Genomic DNA, 22,705 nt, shown 5'->3' with positions numbered 1-22,705 from the left:
AGGGGCGCCGTGGGGGGCGACCCGGAGTTGCCGTGCGGGTCGGCTCAGGGACGCCGCGGTGCCAACGCCTCCCACCGCACCGTCACTTCCCCCTGCCGCCACCGCGTCACCCCGTCGGCCACCGGCCAGTCGGCGGTCAGATCCCGGACCGCCCTGATCCACCGCTGCCGTGCCCCGTACGAGGCGTACGGCGCCGCGGCCGCCCAGGCCCGGTCGAAGTCCCGTAGGAACGCGTGCACCGGCTCACCCGGCACGTTCCGGTGGATCAGCGCCTTCGGCAGCCGTTCGGCGAGGTCGGAGGGGTGTTCCAGGGAGCCGAGCCGCGTCGCGAAGGTCACCGTGCGCGGCCCCTCGGGCCCGAGCGCGACCCACACGTGCCGGCGCCCGATCTCGTCGCAGGTCCCCTCGACGAGGAGCCCGCCGGGCGAGAGGCGGGCGCGGAGCCGCTCCCAGACGTCGGCGACCTGCTCCTCGTCGTACTGCCGCAGGACGTTCGCGGCCCGGATCAGGACGGGGGAGGCGCCCGGCAGCGGCACCTCGAAGCCGCCGTGCCGGAAGGAGAGGCCCTCGCGCGCGTACGGCGCGGCCGCCGCGACCCGCGCCGGGTCGATCTCGATGCCGACCACGCGCGCGTGGGGCGCGACGGTGCGCAACCTGAGGAGCAGTTCGACCGCCGTCCAAGGGGAGGCGCCGTAGCCGAGGTCGACGGCGACGGGGTCCGGGGAGCGGCGCAGCGCGGCGCCGTGCGTGGCGGCGATCCAGCGGTCCATGCGGCGCAGCCGGTTCGGGTTCGTGGTCCCGCGCGTCACCGTTCCCACGGGGCGGGGAGGGGTGCGTGGGGCCATGGGAGAAGGGTATGCGGGGGCAACGGTTGAGAACTCCACGTAATGCTTTGGCAAAAAGAGCCGGGGCGGAAATGGAGCAGCGACCTCCGGTGTTCTCCCTGCGGAGGACCGTACGCCCTCCGTGTTGTCATGCCCGTACACGAGGAGGAACGCCACGTGAGCCAGTACGTGTCCAGGCTCGGGCGTCGCTCCCCGGCGGCACCCTCCCGGCTCCGCATCCCCGGCGCCCACCGGCGTCCGCGCCGCGTGGCCATGCTCAGCGTGCACACCTCACCCCTGCACCAGCCCGGCACGGGCGACGCGGGCGGCATGAACGTCTACATCGTCGAGCTCGCCAAGCGCCTCGCCGCGATCAACATCGAGGTCGAGATCTTCACGCGCGCCACCACCGGAGGGCTCCCGCCCGCCGTGGAGATGGCGCCCGGCGTCCTCGTGCGGCACGTCGACGCGGGCCCCTACGAAGGGCTCGCCAAGGAAGAGCTGCCCGCCCAGCTCTGCGCCTTCACCCACGGCGTGATGCAGGCCTGGGCGGGCCACCGCCCCGGCTACTACGACCTGGTCCACTCCCACTACTGGCTCTCGGGCCACGTCGGCTGGCTCGCGGCCGAACGGTGGGGCGTCCCCCTCGTCCACGCCATGCACACCATGGCGAAGGTCAAGAACGCGGCGCTCGCCACGGGCGACACCCCCGAGCCCGCCGCCCGCGTCATAGGCGAGACACAGATCGTCCGCGCCGCCGACCGCCTCATCGCCAACACCGCCGAAGAGGCCGACGAGCTCGTACGCCACTACGAGGCCGAGCCCGGCAAGGTCGCCGTCGTCCACCCCGGCGTGAACCTCGACCGGTTCCGCCCCGCCGACGGCCGCGCCGCCGCCCGGCACCGCCTCGGCCTGCCGCAGAACGCCCTCGTACCGCTCTTCGCGGGCCGCATCCAGCCCCTGAAGGCTCCGGACCTGCTGCTCCGCGCGGTCGCCGTGCTCCTGGACGAGCGGCCCGCACTGCGTTCGAACATCGTCGTCCCGATCGTCGGCGGCCCGAGCGGCAGCGGCCTCGCGAAGCCGGAAGGGCTGCAGAAGCTGGCCGCGAAGCTGGGCATCGCGGACGTCGTCCGCTTCCAGCCGCCGGTCGGCCAGGAGCAGTTGGCGGACTGGTTCAGGGCGGCCTCGGTCCTGGTCATGCCCTCCTACAGCGAGTCCTTCGGTCTCGTCGCCATAGAGGCGCAGGCCGCGGGCACGCCGGTCCTCGCGGCCTCGGTGGGCGGCCTGCCCGTCGCCGTGCGCGACGGGGAGACCGGCTTCCTGATCTCCGGCCACGAACCGGCCCACTACGCGCGCGTGCTGCGCGATTTCGCCGACCGGCCCCACCTCGTGGACCGGATGGGGGCGGCCGCGGCCCGGCACGCGCAGTCCTTCGGCTGGGACACGGCGGCGAACGCGACGGCGGACGTCTACACCGCCGCCATGCACGATTTCCGGCGTCACGTACGCTCGCACCATGGCTGAGCAGGCAGACACCGCGACGATCATCGAGCGGACCCTGGACGACGCCGAGCTCGAGTGGGAGGCGCCCGAGCCCGGCTCGTACGTGGTGAAGCTGCCGGGTACGCGGAAACTCTCGACGACGCTCTCGTTGCGGGTCGGCAATCACTCCCTCTCCCTGAACGCCTTCGTGATCCGGCACCCCGACGAGAACCACGAAGCGGTCCACCGCTGGCTCCTGGAGCGCAACCTCCGCCTCTACGGCGTCAGTTACGCGATCGACTCCCTCGGCGACATCTACCTCGCCAGCAAGCTGCCGCTCTCAGCGGTCACTCCCGCCGAGCTCGACCGCCTCCTCGGGGCGGTCCTCTCCGCCTCGGACGACTCCTTCAACACGCTTCTCGAACTCGGGTTCGCTTCGGCGATCCGTAAGGAGTACGAGTGGCGGGTCTCCCGGGGGGAGTCGACGCGGAACCTTGACGCGTTCACGCATCTGACGCAGCGAGGTTAGAACCCGCCGCCGGGTCCGCCGCCACCGGCACCACCGGCACCACAACCTCCGCGACGGCCTCCTCCGCCGGAAGCCCCCGCATCAATCCCCAGTACCCCAGCGCCGCCCCCGTCCCGAGCACCGCGCACGCCCCCCACAGCCACTCCGCCCCGAACCGGTCGATCATCGTGCCCGACATCAGCGGAGCGACGAGCGCGGCGACGGACCACGACATCGTGTACATGCCCTGGTAGCGCCCGCGTCCGTGGGTGGGCGAGAGCCGTACGACCAGGCCGGTCTGGGTCGGCGCGTTGACGATCTCGGCGAGCGTCCACACGCACACCGTGAGCGCGAAGACGCCGACAGAACCGGCGAACACGGTGAGCCCGAAGCCGTACCCGGCGAGCACCGAGGAGATCACCAACAGCCGTCGCGGATCGCGGTGTTCGATGAACCGCGTGACGGGGATCTGCAGGGCGACGATCAGGACGCCGTTGACGGCGATGGCGATGCCGTAGTCGGCGGGCGTGAATCCGGCCGCGCCCATGGCGACCGGCAGGCCCACCGACCCCTGCTGGAAGATCAGCGCGACGACGAAGGAAAGGCCGACGACGCTCATGAACCGCCCGTCCCGCAGGACGGCCCCGAGGCCGGTCTCCGGCTCGGACGCCTTCTCCAGGGCGGTGCGCACGGGCCGCGACTCCGGCAGCTTCATGAAGACGACGATCGCGCAGGCCATCGTCATGGCGGCCTCGATGAGGAAGCCGACCCGGTAGCTGTACGAGGCGATGAACCCGGCGCCGGCCGAGGAGACGGCGAATCCGAGGTTGATGGCCCAGTAGTTGAGCGAGAACGCCCGTACCCGGTCCTCGGGGCGCACGATGTCGGCCATCATCGCCTGCACGGCGGGGCGGGAGGCGTTGCTCGCCATGCCCACAAGGAAGGCGACGCCCGCGATGGCGACGGGGTGCTGCACGAAGCCGAGCACCGCCACCGACACGGCGGTCGAGGCCTGGGCGATCAGCAGGGTGGGACGCCGTCCGAGCCGGTCGGCCATGACCCCCGCGCCCAGCGAGGAGACGACGCCGCCGAGTCCGTGGAGGGCGGCGACGAGACCGGCGTACGAGGCCGAATAGCCCCGCTCCAGGGTGAGGTACAGGGCCATGAAGGTGGCGACGAAGGCGCCGAGCCGGTTGACCAGGGTGCTCGTCCACAGCCACCAGAAGGCGCGGGGCAGACCCGAGACGCTCTCGCTGACGGCGCGTCTCACGGCGGTGAACGGCATAGGTATCCCCCGGAACATGTAAGTGACGTAAGTGACTCATGCATGTAAGTGGCTCATGCGGCACTCGCACATTACGAGCGCGTGCCCCGGACAGCCACTCAATTGACGGGAGCCGTCAACTGTCACCCCTGCCGTATGCACCCACGCCCGCGCGCGCGAGGGCCCCCGCGGTTGGATTACGCTCAGAGGCATGGCCGACGCACCGTACAAGCTGATCCTCCTCCGCCACGGCGAGAGCGAATGGAACGCGAAGAACCTGTTCACCGGCTGGGTGGACGTCAACCTCAACGAGAAGGGCGAGAAGGAGGCGGTCCGCGGCGGTGAGCTGCTGAAGGACGCCGGCCTGCTCCCCGACGTGGTCCACACGTCGCTCCAGAAGCGCGCGATCCGCACGGCCCAGCTGGCGCTGGAGTCCGCCGACCGCCACTGGATCCCGGTCCACCGCAGCTGGCGCCTGAACGAGCGGCACTACGGTGCGCTGCAGGGCAAGGACAAGGCCCAGACGCTCGCCGAGTTCGGCGAGGAGCAGTTCATGCTGTGGCGCCGCTCGTACGACACCCCGCCCCCGGCGCTGGACCGCGAGGCCGAGTACTCCCAGTTCTCCGACCCCCGCTACGCGACGCTCCCGCCCGAGCTGCGCCCCCAGACGGAGTGCCTCAAGGACGTCGTCGTCCGCATGCTCCCCTACTGGTTCGACGGCATCGTCCCCGACCTCCTCACCGGCAGGACGGTCCTGGTCGCGGCCCACGGAAACTCCCTCCGCGCCCTCGTCAAGCACCTCGACGGCATCTCGGACGAGGACATCGCGGGCCTGAACATCCCCACGGGCATTCCGCTCTCCTACGAACTGGACGCCGAGTTCAAGCCCTTGAACCCGGGCGGCACCTACCTCGACCCGGACGCCGCGAAGGCAGCGATCGAGGCAGTCAAGAACCAGGGCAAGAAGAAGTAGCTCCGACGCTTCAAGCCGGACGCTTGCGGCCCCTGCCTGCGGATCTCCGCAGGCAGGGGCTTCTCGTTACGGCCTCTTGTGAACATGACGGAGCCGCAGATTTCAACGACCCGCCCCTCGGTGTCGTACGCGCTCCGACTTCGAAGACCTCGACGACATGCCGGCCCGCCGAGGCACCCACCGGTGAGCTTCTCAAACCTGCGCGCTGCGCTGCCCTGACCTGGGCCTGCACGCGGGCGCGGCCGCCCCATGGGCCGTAGTTGCCGGACCAGCGCGCGCTCAGGACGGCCAAGCGTCGGCCATCCTGAAGGAGACCACGGTTCCGCCGAAGCGGCTGGCTCCGGCGTGCCAAGAGTCGGCGACAGAGTCGACGAGGAGCAGCCCGCGGCCGTGCGCGTCGCTGGCATCGGGGCGCCTGAGCCGTACGTTCTCCGGGAGTCCCGGGTTGTGCACCTTGACCTGGAGGGAACCACCCTTGCGGAACCACTCCACCCGAACGACCCAGGGCTCGTCCGACCTGCCATGGACGACGGCGTTGGTCACGAGCTCCGAGATCAGCAGGACGCAGTCGTCGACGGAGCAGGCGGGGTCGTACGGAGTGATGAACTTCCGGAACCAGCGCCGAGCCCGAGGCACGGACTCTGCGACGGGGCGCAGAGTCATCGCACCGAGACGCGGCGACTCTTCGCAGGGATTGTGGTCGATCGTGTAGGTCATCAGCGTCCTGCACCTCTCGCTCCAGAGGCCCCGAGGGTGACCTCTCTATACATCTCACTCTCTCCAGCATCTCTAGAGACGTCAATCGAAAATGCGGAAAGGGTAGACGCCTGCACAGGTGACTACTCGCAGCGAACGAACGCCCAACCTGTGGCCTAAGGTGTCTAGAGATGAGCGGGAGGAGGCCTACGGGATGGCCCACACCGAAGACGGCCCTCGGCCCAAGTACCAGCGGATCGCCGACGCTTTGCGCGAGGCGATCCAGGCGGGCCAGTACGGTCCCGGTGATCGACTGCCGGGTGAGAACGACCTCATGACCACGCACGGCGTTGCCCGCATGACGGCACGCCAGGCCCTGGGTGTCCTTCGGGATGAAGGCCTCGCTGAAGCCCGTAAGGGTGCAGGTGTGTTCGTCCGCACCTTTCGCCCGCTGCGGCGTCGAGGCATCCAGCGGCTGGCCGAGCAGCAGTGGGGTAACGGCCGCTCCATCTGGTCGGCGGACATCGAGGACCGCTCTCTTGAAGTGGACCAGGTCACCGTGTCCGGGGAGGCCGCACCCGAACGCATTGGTGCGGTCTTGGAGTTGGCCGCCGAGGAACCGGTGTGCGTGAGGCGCCGGCGTTTCGTCTTGGACGGCAAGCCTGTCCTGCTCGCGACGAGCTACCTGCCCATGCTCCTGGTCGCCGGATCCGCGATCACCCGAGAGGACACCGGGGAGGGCGGAACGTACGCCAGGCTCGCCGACCTCGGCCACAAACCGGTGCACTTCCGCGAAGAGATTCGCTCACGCATGCCGTCCAAGGACGAAGGGGCGCGCTTGAGCATGTCGGAGGGCACCCCTGTCATGGTCATCTGCCGTACGGCCTTCACGACCGAAGGACGCCCCGTCGAGGTCAACGAAATGACGCTGGACGCCGCCTCGTACGTCCTGGAGTATGACTTCGACGCCTAGCCGCTTTCCTCGCGGTGGGCGCCGCACCTCACGGTGACCCCGAATCCGTTATGCCCTCCGCGAGTTGGCCCACCGCGTTCAGGATGCTATGGCCGAAGTCCGTCGGGGCGACCACCACTCCGAACGCCACTGCGAGCGCCATCGTCACCATCTGGTCGCCCCGGCTCCTGGCCTGCACTTTGCGGCGCAGCAGGAAGAAGAGGATGACTGCCAGGAGCACCGCTACGTTGATCGTCAGCACCATTGGCCAGGCCCCCTGCACGTGAGTAACGTCCCGGCCTTCCTGTGTAACCCCTAACTCCACCCCGTGTCCGTCCGATTACCTGTAGTTGGCAGCAATGCGCTCTCTCGGGGCCGAATCGATGCGCGGCTCAAGCGATGCACAACGCGGACTGGTGCGAAGTTCGAGCAGGATTTAGGTCAGGGGACCGGCCATGTTCCCGTCCGCGGGTGGTCCGGCGGTATCGGGCCGGTCTCGCCCTTGCGCTTCGCCAGGCGCCTCCCTGCGATGTGGTACGCCCACGCGTGCGTGGAGACCTTCTTCGCCACGCCGAAGTGCCTGCCCGTCGCCGCGTCGAGGACCTGGTGGTACTCCTGCAGCAGGTCCCAGGACATCTCCGCGAACTCGGCGTCGGCCCACCCGTAGAGGTGCTGGAGCTCGAACCGTACGGCGGCCAGGAAGTGAAGCTCGCCGCGCTCCTTCGGCTCGGTTCTGCCGCCGTGTGTGCACGCCGTGCCGGGAGACGCACGTCGTACCGGAAGCCCTCCGCATCCTCGGCTCGTGGTCGTTCCTGAGGGTGTGGAAGGGCGTCGTCAGGTACGGGAACAGGGAACAGGTACTCCATGGTGAAGTTCCGGATGATTTCCATGGCGTCGCGGTCGAAGCCGCCCGCGTCGTTCCGGTGACCCTGCGCCCTCAGGATCAGGTGGCGGGGCTTGGCATGGCTGATCTTCGCGCAACAGACCACGCGCGCGTGCGCCGTTGATGCGCCCCGCCCGCGTGGGCATGCAATGGGCAACAGGCAGTACGTCGTACGCCTTCGAGGAGGAGACCATGGCCGAGTGCCCTATGCGCGAACCCGTCCCCGAGCAGCCGGTCGACACGCCTGGGCTGCCCGCCCTCGTACTTCTGGGTGCCTGCGGCTGCGGCTCCGGCTGCGGCTGTGGCTGCCAGTCCGGTGGTCCCTGCCAGTGCGGGGGCGGCTGCGGCTGACCGAAGGACCGGCAGGAGCGCACACGGCTGTGCCCCGCGCGGCGTCCTGACGACGTCGGGCGGGGCACAGGCGCGCGGGCCACAGGCGCGCGGGGCACAGGCGCGCGTGGAGCACAGGCGCATGGAGCACATGCCGTGCGGCAGCAGCCCTACGCCCCGCCCTCCACCGGCGCCGGTCCCGTCGACTGGATCTCGTCCGCGTGCTCGCCCGTGACCAGGTACACGACGCGCTTCGCCACCGACACCGCGTGGTCCGCGAAGCGCTCGTAGTAGCGGCCGAGCAGCGTCACGTCGACGGCCGTCTCGATGCCGTGCTTCCAGCGGTCGTCCATCAGGTGCTGGAAGAGCGTGCGGTGCAGCTGGTCCATCTCGTCGTCGTCCTGCTCCAGTTGGAGCGCGAGGTCGACGTCCTTGGTGATGATGACCTCCGCCGCCTTCGCCATCAGGCGCTGCGCGAGCTGGCCCATCTCCAGGATCGTGGCGTGCAGGTCCCGCGGCACCGCCGAGTCCGGGAAGCGGAGCCTCGCCAGCTTCGCGACGTGCTGGGCGAGGTCGCCCGAGCGCTCCAGGTCGGCGCTCATGCGCAGCGAGGTGACGACGATGCGCAGATCGGTGGCGACGGGCTGCTGGCGCGCGAGCAGGGCTATCGCGCGGGCCTCCAGGTCGTGCTGCAGATCGTCGACCTTCTGGTCGGCGGCGATCACGCTCTCGGCCATCTTCAGGTCGGCGTCGAGCATGGCCGTCGTGGCGCGCCCGATCGCGGACCCGACGAGGCGGGCCATCTCGACCAGGCTGTCGCCGATCGAGTCAAGTTCCTCGTGGTACGCGTCCCGCATGTGGCTGTCCCTCTCTCGTACGTCTCAGGGGGCTGGCCCCTACGCTCCCACGGTGCGGGCCGGACGCGTCCGTTTCCGGCACCCCAAATGAATCACCCCCGTCATCAAGGTGAACTGTGGGCGACGTAGGGCGGCGACCCGGCCCGTACCCGCCGCGCCCCGGTCGGGGGAAGTGAACCAGCACCGTCCCCACGGTGAACTCTGGGCGACGAGTGTTCGAGGCGGCACCCGTTTGGCTGTGGGCGACACCGAACCGGCGCATAACCTGGAGACATGGACGTGAACGCGGCGGTCGCCGCAGCGGCAGCGATCGCCGGAGTGTGCACCGGTGTCATCGCCATGCTGGCGTTCCGATGGAGCGAGCGCGACCAGAAACGCCCCACCCGGACCTCCCTGCACACCGACCCCGTACTCCCACCGGGCGTGGACACGGTGCTCTCCGTACTGCGCTCCTCCGCTGTCGTCCTCGACGAGGCCGACAGCGTGGTCAAGGCCAGCTCGGCCGCGTACGCCCTGGGGCTCGTACGCGGCGGGAAGCTCGCCGTCGAGCCGATGCTGCAGATGGCCCGCGACACCCGCCGCGACGGGGAGATACGCCAGGTCGAGCTGGACCTGCCCCGGCGCGGCACCGGCCGCGGTGAGGCCCTCGCGGTCTCCGCGCGGGTGGCGCCGCTCGGCTCGCGCCTTGTGCTCCTCCTGGTCGAGGACCTCACGGAGGCCCGCCGCATCGAGGCCGTCCGCCGTGACTTCGTCGCGAACGTGAGCCACGAGCTGAAGACCCCCGTGGGCGCCCTCAGCCTCCTCTCCGAGGCCGTCATGGACGCCTCCGAGGACCCCGAGGCCGTCGAGCGCTTCGCGGGCCGCATGCAGATAGAGGCGACCCGCCTGACCAGCCTCGTCCAGGAGCTCATCGACCTCTCCCGGGTGCAGAACGACGACCCCTTGGAGGACGCCGAACCCGTCCGCGTCGACGAACTGGTGGCGGAGGCGATCGACCGCAGCCGTCACCAGGCCTCCCACAAGCAGATCACCATGGCCGCGGGCGGCGCCGCCGAGCTGCAGATCTGGGGCAACCGCGGCCAGCTCGCGGCGGCCCTCGGCAACCTCGTCGAGAACGCCGTGAACTACAGTCCGGCCCGCACCCGCGTGGGCATAGCCGCCCGCCGGGTCACCGCACCCGGCGGGGACCTCATCGAGGTCGCGGTCACCGACCAGGGCATCGGCATCTCCGACAAGGACAAGGAGCGCATCTTCGAGCGCTTCTACCGCGTAGACCCGGCCCGCTCCCGGGCCACCGGCGGCACCGGCCTCGGCCTCGCCATCGTCAAGCACGTGGCCGCCTCGCACGGCGGGGAGGTCACCGTGTGGAGCTCCGAGGGACAGGGCTCCACCTTCACCCTGCGGCTGCCCGAGGCGGCCGCACACCGCGACCGCGGAAACGGCCACGGCGGCGGCGGACTCGACGAAGAGACCACCTCACCGGGCGAGTCCGCCGCGACCACCACGTACGAACCCATTCCTGCCCCGGAGGTCCTTCCGTGACCCGAGTGCTCGTCGTCGAGGACGAGGAATCCTTCAGCGACGCTCTGTCCTACATGCTCCGCAAGGAGGGCTTCGAAGTCGCCATCGCGGCGACAGGCCCGGACGGACTCGACGAATTCGAGCGCAACGGCGCCGACCTCGTCCTGCTCGACCTGATGCTGCCGGGCCTGCCCGGCACCGAGGTCTGCCGTCAGCTGCGCAGTCGCTCCAACGTCCCGGTGATCATGGTCACCGCCAAGGACAGCGAGATCGACAAGGTGGTCGGCCTGGAGATAGGAGCCGATGACTACGTCACCAAGCCCTTCTCCTCGCGCGAACTGGTCGCCCGCATCCGCGCGGTGCTGCGCCGCCGGGGCGAGCCGGAGGAGGTCGCCCCGCAGGCCCTGGAGGCCGGCCCGGTCCGCATGGACGTGGACCGCCACGTGGTGACGGTCTCCGGCTCCAAGGTCGACCTGCCCCTCAAGGAGTTCGACCTCCTGGAGATGCTCCTGCGCAACGCGGGCCGCGTCCTCACCCGTATGCAGCTCATCGACCGCGTCTGGGGTGCGGACTACGTGGGGGACACCAAGACCCTCGACGTCCACGTCAAGCGCCTGCGCGCCAAGATCGAGCCGGACCCGGGGGCGCCGCGCTATCTGGTGACCGTCCGCGGCCTGGGCTACAAGTTCGAGCCGTAGGCCGCCACACACGGCCTCGCAACGGCATGAAGGGCGGGACCCCCGGTCGGGGTCCCGCCCTTCATGTCATGTCTGCCGTGTCTGCCGTGCTGGGTGACGTACGCCGATCAGTGCTCGGCACCGGCACCGGCGTCAGCACCGTCACCGGCGTCCGTGCCGGAACCCGTGCCCGTGCCGGAACCCGTGCCCGTGCCCGCATTGTGCGACGCGGAGCCCGACGGCTTCGAACCCGGGCCGTCGGACGCCTTGTGGGACGGGTCGCCGGAGCCGTTCGGCGTCGGCTCGCCGGACTTGATGGGCTTCTCCGGCTTCTCGTCCGGCGACTGCGGAACCTCGCTCGGCCCCCACTTGCTGAAGTAGCTCTCCGCGGGGACGACGAACGCTTCCATCTTCACGTCGCCGGTCTTGCGGAACGAGAAGGTGACCGGCTGCGCGTTGCCGTCCTTGACGGACTCGCGGCTCACGGGCAGGACAGCGGAGGCGTTGTTCTTGCCGCCGATGACGACGGAGCCGCCGGCCGGGATGGTCAGCGGACCGTTCGGCTTGGAGGCCTTGTCGTCCTTGCCCGGCGTGAGCTTGGCCTTCTTGGACGAGCCGTCGACCGCGATGGCGTTCAGGGTCTCGGGCTTGTCGCCGGTGTTGAAGATCGTCGCGGAGACCGCGGCCGGGCCCTTGGACTCGGGGTCCGGCTGCGTGATGACCATGGCGTTCTGGATCTTGATGTCGCCGACGGAGGTCGCCGCGTTGTCCGGCTTGACCTCCATCGTCTGAGCGTTGTTGCCTGCGGCGCACGCGGAGAGCGACGCAAGCGAGAACGCGATGGCGGTGGCGGCGAGGGCGCCGCGTCGAAGGCTGCGGCTCACGGCGGCGGCAACTCCTTGAACGTGGGCGGTACAGGACGGTCGGGCGACCGTAAAGCCGCCCTAAGGGTGTGTCAGCGCGCTTAGGTTACCGAGCCGTTCCCGCACCACCGCACCCGACCCGCCCCTTAAGACCAGTCCGACGCGTCCGGCGCGCCGCCGGGGAGCGCGGGCCCCATCGGATGCCCCGCGTCTCACGCGCCTCAAAGTCCCCGCCGCCCGGCATTCGTATAAGCGCCGCCAAGAGCTCCCGTGCCCCGTCTTCTGCTCCGTCCTGCGGATTTCCGGTAAGGAATGCGGGGGTAGTCCGGAAATTGATCATCCGGCGGCTTGATCAATTCGGGAATCGCGTCGGGCGGCGCTCGGCACACCTCTGCGACCTCCGAACGGAGTATCGAAAGTTCACCGCTTGGAACCGCGCAAACCGGGACGTTCGGCCGTCCCTGACGCTCTTCGGGGGCGCGTATCGGGCGCGTTTCCGGCTCCCCGGAGAGCCGCTCCGACCTGCGAATACCCCGTTCCGAGGGCCCTCCGCAGCACGTTCCTGTTGCTGTTGTCAAGCCCCGAGATATGCCCTGACCTGCGAAAACGCCATTCAGAAGAGGCGATTCTCGTGTTAGGATGGATAGCCACGGAAGGGGTACCTGTCACATGACGTTCAAGGTTGGCGACACCGTGGTCTATCCCCATCACGGGGCCGCGCTGATCGAGGCTATCGAAACTCGCCAGATCAAAGGCGTGGACAAGACCTACTTGGTGCTGAAGGTCGCCCAGGGCGACCTGACGGTACGTGTGCCAGCGGACAATGCGGAGTTCGTCGGTGTGCGTGATGTGGTCGGGCAGGACGGCCTCGACCGGGTCTTCGAAGTACTGCGCGCGCCGTATGCCGAAGAGCCCACGAACTGGTCGCGTCGCTACAAGGCAAATCTCGAGAAGCTCGCCTCCGGCGATGTCATCAAGGTCGCGGAAGTCGTACGTGACCTGTGGCGTCGTGAGCGGGAGCGTGGACTGTCGGCCGGCGAGAAGCGCATGCTCGCCAAGGCCCGCCAGATCCTGGTGAGCGAGCTCGCCCTCGCGGAGAATACGAACGAGGACAAGGCCGAGGCCCTGCTGGACGAGGTCCTCGCGTCCTGACGCGGATGGCCCGAGGCACCTCTGCCTCGGCGGTTCCGCGCTGAATCGGCGCAGCAATGCCGCGGTGCCCGCTGACCCTTCTGGGAGTCGCCGGGCGCTGCGGCATGTTCGTACCCGGATCCTCTTTCGTACGCAGGTCGTCTTTCGCACCCAAGGACCATGCTTCGTGCCGGCGGGACCATGCTTCGTGCTGACGTGCCGGGCTCGGGCGGCCTGACTCGACCGAATGTCACGGAAGGGTCCGGTCAAGGCGTCCGTCCCGCCCGGCACGGTGTGGCCATACCCATGTCGGTCGAGCACACAAACCTGAACGGAACCGATGTCTAGCGAATCCCGTACCGCGGTGGTCATTCCCGCGGCGGGGCGGGGCGTGCGCCTCGGCCCCGGCGCCCCCAAAGCGCTTCGCGCGCTGAACGGCACCCCGATGCTCATCCACGCCGTGCGCGCCATGGCGGAGTCCCGCGCCGTCTCCCTCGTCGTCGTGGTGGCACCGCCGGACGGCGCCCCCGAGGTCAAGACCCTCCTCGACGACCACGCGCTGCCCGAGCGGACCGACTTCGTCGTCGTGCCCGGCGGGGAGAGCCGCCAGGACTCCGTGCGGGCCGGTCTCGACGCGCTGCCGCCCGGCTTCGACATCGTGCTCGTGCACGACGCGGCCCGCCCGCTCGTGCCCGTCGACACAGTCGACGGCGTCATCGGGGCGGTACGCGACGGAGCGCCCGCCGTGGTCCCCGCGCTGCCGCTGACCGACACCGTCAAGCAGGTCGAGCCCGCCTCCGAGCCGGGTGGGCCCGAGCCCGTCGTGGCGACGCCCGAGCGTGCGCGGTTGCGCGCGGTGCAGACCCCGCAGGGCTTCGACCGGGCCACGCTCGTACGCGCCCACGAATGCGTCACCGAGAACGTCACGGACGACGCGAGCATGGTCGAGCAGCTGGGGCTGCCCGTCGTCGTCGTGCCCGGCCACGAGGAGGCCTTCAAGGTGACGCGCCCCTTGGACCTCGTGCTCGCCGAGGCCGTTCTCGCCCGCAGGAGGGCCAACGATGGCTTCTGAGATCCCCGCTTCTGAGACCCCCGCTTCTGAGATCCCCGCCCCCGTACTGCTCCCGCAGGTCGGCATCGGCACCGACATCCACGCCTTCGAAGAGGGCCGCGAGCTGTGGTGCGCGGGCCTGAAGTGGGAGGACGAGGGCCCCGGGCTCGCCGGGCACTCCGACGCCGACGTCGTCGCGCACGCCGCCTGCAACGCGCTGTTCTCCGCGGCGGGCCTCGGCGACCTCGGCGCGCACTTCGGCACCGGACGCCCGGAGTGGTCCGGCGCGTCCGGCCTGACACTGCTCACCGAGGCCGCCCGCATCGTCCGGGACGCAGGCTTCACCGTCGGCAACGTCGCCGTGCAGGTCATCGGCGACCGCCCGAAGATCGGCAAGCGCAGGGACGAGGCGCAGAAGGTCCTCTCCGAGGCGGCCGGCGCGCCCGTGTCCGTCTCCGGGGCCACCACCGACGGCCTGGGGTTCCCGGGCCGCGGCGACGGGCTCGCGGCGGTCGCCACCGCGTTGGTCGTACGTACGTCGTCCTGAGAGGGGCAGCGGGGTAGTCATAAGCCGCGTACGGGGCAATAGGGCGATAAGCCCCACCTGTAAGCCCCGTACGTAAGCCCTGTACAAGGCTTACGACCACCCCCCTCTCGAAGGAGTGAGCCCCATGGCCGCCGCACTGTCCGACCAGCTCAAGGAGCTGCTCGACACCCCCGTCTTCATCACCGTGGCGACGATTCAGCCCGATGGCAGTCCGCAGCTGTCGCCGGTCTGGGTGAAGCGGGACGGGGACGAGGTGTTGTTCTCGACCACCGTCGGCCGTCGCAAGGAGAAGAACCTGCGGCGTGATCCGCGGGTGACGGTGCTGGTGCAGCCGTTCGACGCCCCGTATACGTACGCGGAGATCCGTGGCACGGCGACGATGACGACGGAGGGCGGGCAGGAGCTCATCGACGAGCTGTCGGTGAAGTACACGGGCAAGCCGTACGCGGAGTTCAACCCGTCGTCCAAGGACGACAGCGAACGGGTGGTCGTGCGGGTGGCCGCGCGCAAGGTGGTCGGCAGCATCTGAGGGCCGCGTTCGCTCCGCGGGAGGGCCGGACGGCTGTCCCCCTGCCCGCGGGCGGAGCCCGCTGATGGATGCAGCATCACCGTGGCGACGATTCAGCCCGACGGCAGTCCGCAGCTGTCGCCGGTCTGGGTGAAGCGGGACGGGGACGAGGTGTTGTTCTCGACCACCGTCGGCCGTCGCAAGGAGAAGAACCTGCGGCGTGATCCGCGGGTGACGGTGCTGGTGCAGCCGTTCGACGCCCCGTATACGTACGCGGAGATCCGTGGCACGGCGACGATGACGACGGAGGGCGGGCAGGAGCTCATCGACGAGCTGTCGATGAAGTACACGGGGAAGCCGTACGCGGAGTTCAACCCGTCGTCCAAGGACGACAGCGAACGGGTGGTCGTGCGGGTGGCCGCGCGCAAGGTGGTCGGCAGCATCTGAAGGTCGCCGCGTGGCGGGTGACGTCACAGTTCGGTGCCCTGTCGCCCAAGGGGGCACAGGGCACTGCCCCGCGACCACTACCCTGGAGTGGTGACGATTCGCCTGTACGACACCAGCGCCCGGCAGATCCGTGACTTCAGCCCCCTCAACGACGGCTGCGTCTCGATCTACCTCTGTGGTGCCACGGTGCAGGCGGCCCCGCACATCGGGCACATCCGCTCGGGCCTGAACTTCGACATCATGCGCCGCTGGTTCGCCTACCGCGGCTACGACGTGACGTTCGTGCGGAACGTGACCGACATCGACGACAAGATCATCAAGAAGTCGGCCGAGCAGGACCGCCCCTGGTGGTCGATCGGGTACGCGAACGAGCGCGCCTTCAACAGCGGATACGACGCGCTCGGCTGCCTCCCGCCCACGTACGAGCCGCGGGCGACCGGCCACATCACCGAGATGGTCGAGATGATGCGCGGCCTCATCGAGCGCGGCCACGCGTACGAGGCCGAGGGCAACATCTACTTCGACGTGCGCTCCTTCCCCGGCTACCTGGAACTCTCCAACCAGGACCTCGACGAGCTGCGCCAGCCCTCCGGCGAGGGCGAGACCGGCAAGCGCGACCCGCGCGACTTCGCCATGTGGAAGGCCGCCAAGGAGGGGGAGCCCAGCTGGGAGACCCCCTGGGGCCGCGGCCGCCCCGGCTGGCACCTGGAGTGCTCGGCGATGGCCCACAAGTACCTGGGCCGCGAGTTCGACATCCACGGCGGCGGGATCGACCTGATCTTCCCGCACCACGAGAACGAGATCGCCCAGGCCAAGGCCTTCGGCGACGCGTTCGCGCGCTACTGGGTGCACAACGGCTGGGTCACCATGAGCGGCGAGAAGATGTCGAAGTCCCTCGGGAACTCGGTCCTCGTCAGCGAGATGGTCAAGCAGTGGCGGCCCATCGTCCTGCGCTACTACCTGGGCACCCCGCACTACCGCTCGATGATCGAGTACAGCCCGGAGGCCCTGCGCGAGGCCGAGTCCGCGTTCGCCCGCATCGAGGGCTTCGTACAGCGCGTGGTGGAGAAGGCCGGCGGGATCGTGGAACCCGCCGCCCAGGTGCCGCCCGCGTTCGCCGACGCCATGGACGACGACATGGGCGTCCCGCAGGCGCTCGCCATCGTGCACACCACGGTCCGCCAGGGCAACAGCGCGCTGGCCGCCGACGACAAGGAAGCCGCCGTGGCGCGCCTCGCCGAGGTGCGGGCCATGCTCGGTGTCCTCGGCCTCGACCCGCTCGACCCGCACTGGGACGGCGGAGCGAGCGACCGGGGCGAGGACCTGCACGGCGTGGTCGACACCCTGGTGCGCCTGGTCCTCGACCAGCGCGAGGCCGCCCGCGGCCGCAAGGACTACGCCAGCGCCGACGCCATCCGCGACCAGCTGAACCAGTCGGGCCTCGTCATCGAGGACAGCCCGACAGGCCCCCGCTGGACGCTCGGTCCGCGCTGAGCGACACCGCTGATGTGCCGCCCGGCCTTCCGGGCGGCACACTTCATAGACGTACACCCGTGCGCGTACGCACGTACGCGCCCACGCATCACAACAGACAGGTAGGTCATGGCCGCTAACAACCGCCGCATGTCCGGCAAGAAGGGCGCGCAGGTCGGCAGCGGCGGCAATCGGCGCCGCGGCCTCGAGGGCAAGGGTCCGACGCCGCCCGCCGAGGCGCGCAAGGGGCATGTGAAGAACCGCGTCGCCACCGCCAAGGCCAAGAAGGCGGCAGGACGCCGTCCCGTGGCCAAGAACCGCGGTGGCAAGGGCACGTCCGAGATGGTCGTCGGCCGCAACCCGGTCTTCGAGGCGCTGCGCGACGGCGTCCCCGCCACCACGCTCTACGTCCAGCAGTTCATCGACAACGACGAGCGGGTCCGCGAGGCGCTGCAGCTCGCGGCCGAGCGCGGCGGCATCCACCTCATGGAGGCGCCGCGGCCCGAGCTTGACCGCATGACGAACGGCCTGAACCACCAGGGCCTCGTCCTCCAGGTCCCGCCGTACGAGTACGCGCACCCCGAGGACCTCGCCGCCGCCGCGTACGACGAGGGCCAGGACCCGCTGATCGTCGCGCTCGACGGCGTGACGGACCCGCGCAACCTCGGTGCCGTCGTCCGCTCCGTCTCCGCCTTCGGCGGCCACGGCGTCCTCGTCCCCGAGCGGCGCGCCGCCGGAATGACGGCGGGCGCGTGGAAGTCGTCCGCGGGCACCGCCGCCCGGACGCCCGTCGCCCGGTGCACCAACCTGACGCGCGCCCTGGAGGCGTACAAGAAGGCGGGCATCGCCGTCGTCGGCCTCGCCGCCGACGGGGAGAAGGAGGTCGGTGACCTTCCGGCGCTCAACGGCCCGGTCGTCGTGGTCGTCGGCAGCGAGGGCAAGGGCCTGTCCCGCCTCGTCGGGGAGACCTGCGACTACCGGGTGCGGATTCCGATGCCGGGTGGCGCGGAGTCCCTGAACGCCGGTGTGGCGGCGGGGATCGTGCTGTACGAGGCCTCGCGCCGGCGGGTCTGATCCGACGGATCCGACGGATCTGATCCGACGGATCCGACGGATCTGATCGTTCCGGATGTCCGGTCTGATCGTTCCAGGTGTCCGGGCCGCGGTGATCTCTTGACGCGGCCCGGACATTTCCCCAAGGTCAAGGCAGTGTCCTAAACACACATCACTCGGTTAGATGAGTGTGGACACCAGAACACCCCGCACTCCCACGGGGGGAAGCTCGTCAGGTTTCGACGATGCTCCCGCGCTGAGCATGGTGAAGGTGCCGAGCGACCCGGCGCAGGTCATCGTCAATCACGCGAGTTTCCGCGTGCAGCTTCCCGCCGTTGGGCGCACTCAATCCCCGCGTATCTCAAGGCACTTGGGCACTCCCGACGACACGGTGCGCATTTCCGCCGTCGGGTCGGCCGCCAAGCGTCGCGCGCCCGTCGTCTGGAGCGGGAAGTCCGATCCGGACGACACCGGCGCGATCAGACTGCTGCAGGCCGTGCGCGGCAACAGCGTGCGCCGTTCGGCCGAAGAGGCGGGTCCCCGCGACGACGCGGGCGCCACGCAGGTCATCCCGCGCATCGAGGCCGACGAGGGCCCGGAGACCGCCGAGACGCCCGCTCTCATCGGGCCGCGCACCCCCGAACCAGGGACCCGGCTGCTGCCCCATATGCGGCTGCCCGGCAGCGACTACGACGAGCGCCTCGCCCAGCAGGACGCCGACAACGCGTACGAGGACGACGACGCGTACGACGCGTACGACGCGTACGAGGACGACGACGCGGGCGGCGAGCGGACCCGCAGGCACGGCTCGGACCCGGTCCGGCACGCCTACTACCCCGGCCGCCGCATGAACCTCGGCGTCGTGCTGCTGCCGCTGCGCGTCTTCCTCGGGTTCATCTCCGTCTACGCCGGCATGGGCAAGCTCTGCGACCCCGTCTACTTCGACGGCGGCGAACGCGGCTCCATGGTCAAGTGGCTGAACTCGCTGCACCCTTGGGCGCTCGCCGAGCCGCTGCGCGACTTCGCCCTCCAGCACCCGGTGGGCGCCGGGCTGTTCATCGCCTTCCTCCAGGTCGTCGTCGGCGTCCTGACGGTGCTCGGTCTCTGGCAGCGGGTCGCCGCCTCGATCGGCGTGCTGCTGTCGGCGGCGCTCATCGTCACCGTGAGCTGGAAGACCGTCCCCGCCTACGACGCGCCGGACATCATCTACCTCGCCGCCTGGTCGCCGCTGATCATCGCGGGCGCGCCCGTCTACTCCATCGACGGACGCCTCGCGGGCGAGGCCTGGCGCACGCTCGGGCCGCGGGTCGACATCTGGGACCTGCGGCGGCGCGTGCTGCGGCGCGGCGCTCTGATCGGCTCTGTCGTGGTCGGTCTGACGCTGCTCATCGGCTCGATGCTGGGCGGCGCGGTGCGGGACGCGGACCGTGTCACCGCGCCCGGTCCCGGCGAGGCGCCGCGCAACGAACTGCCGGGCTCCCCGCTCCCCGGGGACCCCGCGAAGAAGCGGCAGCACCGGCAGTCGCAGAGCCCCACGGCGTCGGCGGGCGCCTCCCCGACGCAGGGCAGCTCCGCGAGCCCCACGCAGGGCGCCACGGCGCCGGGCGCGGCCCGTACCCGCGAGTCGGCCACGGCAGGCTCGTCCCAGCCCAGCCGGCCGCGGGGCAGCGGCACGGCGGGCCAGGCACCGCCGCAGCAGTCGGCGCCGCAGCAGCCGTCGGCCACGACCGCGGGCCCGTCGTCCAGCGGCGGTTCCGGCGGGGCGGGCGGCGCGGCCGGTACGGGCTCCGCTTCGGGCGGCGCCGGGGGCGAGAAGCCGGGCGGCCTGCTGGGCGGCGTACTCGGCCACTGAGCGTCTTGACCCCGCTGTTCCCCCTACGCCGACGGGGCCCCGCGCGAGATGTGCGCGGGGCCCCGTCGGCGTGCGTACGGCAGGGGCCCTCAACGGGCCTGCGCGGCAAGCTCCTTGGCGGCCTCGGTGAGGTCCTTTGCGGTGTCGATCGCCCGCCAGTAGGCGCCCTGCGGCAGCGGGAAGCCCGCGAGGCGCTTCTCCCGGGCCAGCCGCGGGAACGTGGTGCGCTCGTGGTCGCCGAGGTCGGGCAGGAGCGCGGTGAAGGCGTCCGAGAAGACGTACACGCCCGCGTTGATGAGGTACGGGGACGGCGGGGCCTCGATGAAGTCCGTGATGTGGCCGAACGCGTCCGTCTCGACGACGCCCCACGGGATGCGGGGGCGGGCCAGGGCGAGGGTCGCGGTGGCGTCGCGCTCGGCGTGGAAGGCCGCCATGTCGCGCAGCGAGAAGCGGGTCCAGATGTCGCCGTTCGTCGCGTACCAGGGCTGGTCCGCGTGCGGCAGGTGGCGGGCGGCGTACTTGAGGCCGCCGCCGCGGCCGAGCGGTTCCTTCTCGACGACCGTGGTGACGTTCAGCGGCAGGTCGGCGGAGTCCAGCCACTCCTGGAGGACCTCGGCGAGGTGGCCGCAGGAGACGACGGCGTCCGTCACGCCCTCCGCGGCCAGCCAGGCAAGCTGATGGCCGATGATCGGGGTCCCCGTGCCGGGGATCTCGACCATCGGCTTGGGCCGGTCGTCGGTGTACGGGCGGAGCCGGGAGCCTTGGCCTCCGGCGAGGATCACGGCTTGCCTGGGAGGCGGGTCAGCAGTCATGCACTGCACGATAAACGGACGTCGCGGGGCCGGGCCCCGGACCCCGGTCATCGGGCGCCGGACGACTCACCGGACGACTCAATGGGCGTACCGGGCCACGCCCGTGGCGTAGGACGTGTCGCAGACGGGCCTGGCGTACGACTGGGCGCGGCTGGGGCCGTACACCCGCACGGCGGCGCGGCCGAGTGCGCGGGCGAGCGCGGCACAGTGCCGGGCGAGCGAGGGATGGCGGTTCACCTCCTGTTGAAGGTGGGTGAGCGCGACGCCCGGGTTCTCCTCCTGGAGTTCGAGGAGGAGCCGGTCGCGCAGCACGTCGTGCGGGGCGCGGGCCTTGGCGGGCTTGGAGAGGTTGTCGGCGGATGCGGTGAGCATCGAGTCCGAGGAGTTCCCCGACCAATTGACGCTGGTGACCGCGAGGGTCCCGGAGAGCACCAGCATCACGGGCAGGACGAGGGCGAGCGTGCGGCCGACTCGGCGGGCGGGTCCCCGATGGGATCGGCGCGGCTTCTGGGTGTAGTTGGCGGAGTGCGTCACGCGAGTGAGCGTAGCGCTAGGTGATGATTTGGCGACATTTAGTCACTCGGTTGAGGGACGGAGAATGAGGTTTTTCTGGAGCGGTGTTGACGGGGCGGCGGTGAAATGACCGGTCTGCCGGGGTATTTGTCGACAACATGGGTGAACGCGCAGGGCCCCGCACCGAAGTGCGGGGCCCTGCGCGTCGCTGGTGAGCGGGTGTCAGTCGGTGAGGCGCTCGCCCGTCGAGGTCGAGAACACGTGGGTCTCACCCGGACGCGGTACGACGTGCAGCTGGGCGCCCTTCTCCGGGACGCGGCGGCCGTTGACGCGGACCACGAGGTCCTTGTGCTCGCCGCCGACCTCGGCGCTGCCGTAGACGTAGCCGTCGGCGCCGAGCTCCTCGACGACGTTCACGGAGACGGCGAGACCGGCCGGGGCGTCCTCGGTCTCCTTGGAGAGGGACTTCGCCGTGGAGCCGTCCTGCTCGATGATGTCGAAGTGCTCCGGGCGGACGCCGACGGTGACGGTGCGGTCGCCGCGGTCGGCGGCGGCGGAGAGCGCCTCGCGGTTCACGGGAACCACCGAGTTGCCGAACTTCACGCCGCCGTCGGTGATCGGGACCTCGACGAGGTTCATGGCGGGGGAGCCGATGAAGCCCGCGACGAAGAGGTTGGCCGGGCGGTCGTACATGTTGCGCGGCGAGTCGACCTGCTGGAGCAGCCCGTCCTTGAGCACGGCGACGCGGTCGCCCATGGTCATGGCCTCGACCTGGTCGTGGGTGACGTACACGGTGGTGATGCCGAGGCGCCGCTGGAGCGAGGCGATCTGCGTACGGGTCGAGACACGGAGCTTGGCGTCGAGGTTCGACAGCGGCTCGTCCATGAGGAAGACCTGCGGCTCACGCACGATGGCGCGGCCCATGGCGACACGCTGACGCTGACCGCCGGAGAGGGCCTTGGGCTTGCGGGCCAGGTAGTCGGTGAGGTCGAGGATCTTCGCCGCGTCCTCGACCTTCTGGCGGATCTCGGCCTTGTTGACGCCGGCGATCTTCAGGGCGAAGCCCATGTTGTCGGCGACGGTCATGTGCGGGTAGAGCGCGTAGTTCTGGAACACCATGGCGATGTCCCGGTCCTTCGGCGGCAGGTGCGTGACGTCGCGGTCGCCGATGCGGATGGCGCCTGCGTTCACGTCCTCGAGCCCCGCGAGCATGCGGAGCGAGGTGGACTTGCCGCAGCCGGACGGCCCGACGAGTACGAGGAATTCGCCGTCCGCGACATCGAGCTCGAGCTGGTCGACGGCGGGCTTGTCGCCACCCGGGTAGATGCGGGTCGCCTTGTCGAACGAAACAGTGGCCATGGTGAGGGCCCCCTTCACCGGCAGGAACGTGCCGGACGATCCGAGTAGAGGGAGTGGTGTAGTCCACCTGAGTGAACTGCTCGTGACCGTACCCCGGAGGTCACAGGTCTGTCAGTAGTCGGAGCGCGC

At 70.2% G+C, this 22,705-nt stretch carries 24 protein-coding genes; 14 read left to right on the top strand and 10 right to left on the bottom strand.

Annotated elements, in window-relative coordinates; all coding sequences use genetic code 11:
* Positions 1-44: 44 nt before the first annotated feature.
* Positions 45-845: a class I SAM-dependent methyltransferase gene (locus ABZ953_RS13535; protein WP_361721622.1), complete on the bottom strand. Its 801-nt coding sequence runs from the start codon at positions 843-845 to the stop codon at positions 45-47.
* A 156-nt stretch (positions 846-1,001) separates the two neighbouring features.
* On the opposite strand from ABZ953_RS13535, the gene mshA reads away from it, so the two are divergent.
* Positions 1,002-2,348: a D-inositol-3-phosphate glycosyltransferase gene (gene mshA / locus ABZ953_RS13530; RefSeq protein WP_361721619.1), complete on the top strand. Its 1,347-nt coding sequence runs from the start codon at positions 1,002-1,004 to the stop codon at positions 2,346-2,348.
* On the top strand, positions 2,341-2,835 hold the full coding sequence (locus ABZ953_RS13525) for a YbjN domain-containing protein (protein ID WP_361721616.1): 495 nt from the start codon (positions 2,341-2,343) through the stop codon (positions 2,833-2,835). Before mshA ends, ABZ953_RS13525 begins: the two co-directional genes overlap by 8 nt.
* Here ABZ953_RS13525 and ABZ953_RS13520 read toward each other — a convergent pair.
* The gene (locus ABZ953_RS13520; protein WP_361721613.1) at positions 2,810-4,099 is read right to left on the bottom strand and encodes an MFS transporter; all 1,290 of its coding nucleotides are present in this window, start codon (positions 4,097-4,099) and stop codon (positions 2,810-2,812) included. The two genes, ABZ953_RS13525 and ABZ953_RS13520, sit on opposite strands and share 26 nt — an antisense overlap.
* A gap of 190 nt (positions 4,100-4,289) precedes the next feature.
* Between ABZ953_RS13520 and ABZ953_RS13515 the strand changes: the two genes are divergently transcribed.
* Complete coding sequence (locus ABZ953_RS13515; protein ID WP_361721610.1) at positions 4,290-5,051, top strand: phosphoglyceromutase; 762 nt, start codon at positions 4,290-4,292, stop codon at positions 5,049-5,051.
* A 279-nt stretch (positions 5,052-5,330) separates the two neighbouring features.
* Here the strand turns inward: ABZ953_RS13515 and ABZ953_RS13510 are convergent, their stop codons facing one another.
* Positions 5,331-5,768 carry an ATP-binding protein gene (locus ABZ953_RS13510; protein ID WP_361721607.1) on the bottom strand — a complete coding sequence of 146 codons (438 nt, stop codon included), beginning with the start codon at positions 5,766-5,768 and terminating at the stop codon, positions 5,331-5,333.
* Between the two features lie 193 nt (positions 5,769-5,961).
* On the opposite strand from ABZ953_RS13510, the gene ABZ953_RS13505 reads away from it, so the two are divergent.
* Positions 5,962-6,720, top strand: coding sequence for a GntR family transcriptional regulator (locus ABZ953_RS13505; RefSeq protein ID WP_361721933.1), 759 nt, complete (start codon positions 5,962-5,964; stop codon positions 6,718-6,720).
* Between the two features lie 28 nt (positions 6,721-6,748).
* On the opposite strand, the gene ABZ953_RS13500 is transcribed toward ABZ953_RS13505, so the two are convergent.
* From ABZ953_RS13500 to phoU, 3 genes are all read right to left on the bottom strand, one after another.
* Entirely contained in the window at positions 6,749-6,964 is a 216-nt protein-coding gene (locus ABZ953_RS13500; protein ID WP_361721604.1) for a hypothetical protein, read from the bottom strand.
* A 176-nt stretch (positions 6,965-7,140) separates the two neighbouring features.
* Complete coding sequence (locus ABZ953_RS13495) at positions 7,141-7,335, bottom strand: hypothetical protein (protein ID WP_361721601.1); 195 nt, start codon at positions 7,333-7,335, stop codon at positions 7,141-7,143.
* A gap of 747 nt (positions 7,336-8,082) precedes the next feature.
* A complete protein-coding gene (gene phoU / locus ABZ953_RS13490; RefSeq protein ID WP_361721598.1) occupies positions 8,083-8,769 on the bottom strand; it encodes a phosphate signaling complex protein PhoU in 687 nt (228 codons plus the stop codon).
* Positions 8,770-9,042: 273 nt separating this feature from the next.
* On the opposite strand from phoU, the gene ABZ953_RS13485 reads away from it, so the two are divergent.
* Both ABZ953_RS13485 and ABZ953_RS13480 read left to right on the top strand, forming a co-directional pair.
* Positions 9,043-10,311 carry an ATP-binding protein gene (locus tag ABZ953_RS13485; RefSeq protein ID WP_361721595.1) on the top strand — a complete coding sequence of 423 codons (1,269 nt, stop codon included), beginning with the start codon at positions 9,043-9,045 and terminating at the stop codon, positions 10,309-10,311.
* On the top strand, positions 10,308-10,988 hold the full coding sequence (locus ABZ953_RS13480; RefSeq protein ID WP_030362171.1) for a response regulator transcription factor: 681 nt from the start codon (positions 10,308-10,310) through the stop codon (positions 10,986-10,988). The genes ABZ953_RS13485 and ABZ953_RS13480 overlap by 4 nt, the downstream gene beginning before the upstream one ends.
* Positions 10,989-11,095: 107 nt before the next feature.
* On the opposite strand, the gene ABZ953_RS13475 is transcribed toward ABZ953_RS13480, so the two are convergent.
* Positions 11,096-11,851: a copper chaperone PCu(A)C gene (locus ABZ953_RS13475; RefSeq protein ID WP_361721592.1), complete on the bottom strand. Its 756-nt coding sequence runs from the start codon at positions 11,849-11,851 to the stop codon at positions 11,096-11,098.
* 648 nt (positions 11,852-12,499) lie between these two features.
* On the opposite strand from ABZ953_RS13475, the gene ABZ953_RS13470 reads away from it, so the two are divergent.
* From ABZ953_RS13470 to ABZ953_RS13435, 8 genes are all read left to right on the top strand, one after another.
* Entirely contained in the window at positions 12,500-12,982 is a 483-nt protein-coding gene (locus tag ABZ953_RS13470) for a CarD family transcriptional regulator (RefSeq protein WP_003953493.1), read from the top strand.
* A 319-nt stretch (positions 12,983-13,301) separates the two neighbouring features.
* Positions 13,302-14,033, top strand: a complete 732-nt coding sequence (ispD, locus tag ABZ953_RS13465) for a 2-C-methyl-D-erythritol 4-phosphate cytidylyltransferase (protein ID WP_361721589.1) — start codon at positions 13,302-13,304, stop codon at positions 14,031-14,033.
* Complete coding sequence (gene ispF / locus ABZ953_RS13460; protein ID WP_361721586.1) at positions 14,023-14,559, top strand: 2-C-methyl-D-erythritol 2,4-cyclodiphosphate synthase; 537 nt, start codon at positions 14,023-14,025, stop codon at positions 14,557-14,559. Before ispD ends, ispF begins: the two co-directional genes overlap by 11 nt.
* A 124-nt stretch (positions 14,560-14,683) precedes the next feature.
* Positions 14,684-15,088, top strand: coding sequence for a PPOX class F420-dependent oxidoreductase (locus ABZ953_RS13455; RefSeq protein WP_361721583.1), 405 nt, complete (start codon positions 14,684-14,686; stop codon positions 15,086-15,088).
* A 75-nt stretch (positions 15,089-15,163) separates the two neighbouring features.
* The gene (locus ABZ953_RS13450; protein WP_361721930.1) at positions 15,164-15,514 is read left to right on the top strand and encodes a PPOX class F420-dependent oxidoreductase; all 351 of its coding nucleotides are present in this window, start codon (positions 15,164-15,166) and stop codon (positions 15,512-15,514) included.
* A 90-nt stretch (positions 15,515-15,604) separates the two neighbouring features.
* Positions 15,605-17,008 (top strand): cysteine--tRNA ligase, encoded by a 1,404-nt coding sequence (cysS, locus tag ABZ953_RS13445; protein WP_361721580.1) that lies wholly within the window; start codon positions 15,605-15,607, stop codon positions 17,006-17,008.
* Positions 17,009-17,116: 108 nt separating this feature from the next.
* Positions 17,117-18,061, top strand: a complete 945-nt coding sequence (gene rlmB, locus ABZ953_RS13440) for a 23S rRNA (guanosine(2251)-2'-O)-methyltransferase RlmB (RefSeq protein ID WP_361721577.1) — start codon at positions 17,117-17,119, stop codon at positions 18,059-18,061.
* A 163-nt stretch (positions 18,062-18,224) separates the two neighbouring features.
* Complete coding sequence (locus ABZ953_RS13435; protein ID WP_361721574.1) at positions 18,225-19,892, top strand: DoxX family membrane protein; 1,668 nt, start codon at positions 18,225-18,227, stop codon at positions 19,890-19,892.
* 89 nt (positions 19,893-19,981) lie between these two features.
* Here the strand turns inward: ABZ953_RS13435 and ABZ953_RS13430 are convergent, their stop codons facing one another.
* From ABZ953_RS13430 to ugpC, 3 genes are all read right to left on the bottom strand, one after another.
* Positions 19,982-20,704: a nucleotidyltransferase family protein gene (locus ABZ953_RS13430; RefSeq protein WP_361721571.1), complete on the bottom strand. Its 723-nt coding sequence runs from the start codon at positions 20,702-20,704 to the stop codon at positions 19,982-19,984.
* 78 nt (positions 20,705-20,782) lie between these two features.
* Positions 20,783-21,238 carry a hypothetical protein gene (locus ABZ953_RS13425; protein WP_361721568.1) on the bottom strand — a complete coding sequence of 152 codons (456 nt, stop codon included), beginning with the start codon at positions 21,236-21,238 and terminating at the stop codon, positions 20,783-20,785.
* Between the two features lie 201 nt (positions 21,239-21,439).
* Positions 21,440-22,576, bottom strand: a complete 1,137-nt coding sequence (ugpC, locus tag ABZ953_RS13420; RefSeq protein ID WP_361721565.1) for a sn-glycerol-3-phosphate ABC transporter ATP-binding protein UgpC — start codon at positions 22,574-22,576, stop codon at positions 21,440-21,442.
* Positions 22,577-22,705: the final 129 nt, after the last annotated feature.

Source organism: Streptomyces sp. NPDC046465 (assembly GCF_040646035.1).
Taxonomy (GTDB): domain Bacteria; phylum Actinomycetota; class Actinomycetes; order Streptomycetales; family Streptomycetaceae; genus Streptomyces.
The sequence above is the reverse complement of the archived record's forward strand: the minus strand, read 5'-3'. Positions and strand labels throughout refer to the sequence as shown.